General features: G+C 71.6%; 1 protein-coding gene and 1 pseudogene. One reads left to right on the forward strand and one right to left on the reverse strand.

From position 1 onward, the window contains the following. A pseudogene (locus AB0C29_RS48040) lies at positions 1-418 on the reverse strand (DUF4034 domain-containing protein); the annotation flags it as partial. A 163-nt stretch (positions 419-581) separates the two neighbouring features. Between AB0C29_RS48040 and AB0C29_RS48045 the strand changes: the two are divergent. Then, the coding region (locus AB0C29_RS48045; protein WP_360835012.1) for a TIR domain-containing protein at positions 582-1,494 on the forward strand (913 nt) is incomplete at its 3' end.

A 1,494-nucleotide genomic window follows, 5' to 3' on the forward strand; every position in this document is an offset into this window, starting at 1 on the left:
ACGCGGTCACGTTGTCCGGGTCGCGCTCGACGACCTCGTCGAGGGCGTTCTCGGCGATCCGCAGCCGGCGGTGGAACTCGCGGAACTGCTCCTCGCGGGTGTACTCGGCCCGCGCGGCGCCGCGGGCCTCCCAGGCCCAGAAGACGCCGTGGCAGCCTCTGAGCAGCACCGGCAGCGTGGAGTGCGGCTCGGCGGCGATCCACCCGCCGATCCAGTCCTGCACGCCGTCGACCTCGGCGGCGGACTCCATCAGGTAGGCGTGCGTGTCGGGATCGGGCGCTCCGTCAAGGATGGCCCGGATCGTGACGCCGTCGCGGGCCGCCACGGCCGCCACCAGCGCCCGTACCTGCGGGTCACCGTTGGTCGGGTCGATCATCAGGCCGGCCGTTGCCGGTCCGCGCTTCTTGAATGGCCACATGTGCGATTTCCTCCCCGTGATGGCCGGAGATCCTAGATCATCCGGCCGGCCGGGTGGTGCCGCGCCGGTGCCGTCAATTGCCGTGGAGCAACTAACCCATCGACGTACGCCATGGTGGTGCGGCACAATCTGGCGCGACCTTGCTACGGGGAAGGGCCTCGACATGCCTTATGACGCTTTCATCTCCTACAGTCATGCGGCGGACGGGGCACTGGCACCCACTTTGCAGCGTGGTCTGCAACGACTGGCGAGGCCGTGGCACCGCCGACGGGCGCTGGAGGTGTTCCGCGACCAGACCGGCCTCGGCACCAGCCCGGCGCTGTGGTCGTCCATTCAGAAGGCCCTCGCCGGATCGGAGTACTTCGTCCTGCTGGCCTGCCCGGAGGCAGCGGGCTCCCGCTGGGTCAACCAGGAGATCGAAGCCTGGCTGGCCGACCACCCGGTGGACCGGCTGCTGCCCGTCGTGACGTCCGGGGAGTGGGTCTGGGACTCCGCCCGGGGTGACTTCGACTGGGAGCGGTCGACGGCCGTACCGCCCGCTCTGCGCGGTGTGTTCCAGGAGGAGCCGCGTCACCTGGACCTGCGCTGGGCCCGCTCGGAGAGCGAACTCGACCTGCGCCACGGCCGGTTCCGCGACGCCGTCGCCGAACTGGCTGCCTCCATCCACGGCGTGAGCAAGGAAGACCTGGACAGCGAGGACGTCGCCCGGCACCGCGGGATGATCCGGTTGCGCCGCGGCGTGCTCGCGATCGTGGGCCTGCTCCTCGTGCTGGCCGGGGTCACCGGCGCGCTCGCGGTACGTAACGCGCGTACGGCGAACGCGTCGGCGGTCGAGGCGTCGCGGCAGCAGCAGATCGCCGACCAGCATCGCGTCTCCGCCACGGTCTACGCGGCCGAGGCGCAACGTCAGCAGCAGATCGCCGGGGACGAGCAGCGCCGTGCTCAGCAGGCCACCGCGGACGCCCGCCGGGAACAGGGCAAGGCGGGAGAGGCGGCAGCCGAGGCGGACCGGCAGGAGGACAACGCGACCAAGGCCGCCGCCGCAGCGCGTGAGCAGCAGACCCGGGCCGACCGCG

This window comes from Actinoplanes sp. NPDC048791, from assembly GCF_040650095.1.
In the GTDB taxonomy this organism is placed as follows: Bacteria; Actinomycetota; Actinomycetes; order Mycobacteriales; family Micromonosporaceae; genus Actinoplanes.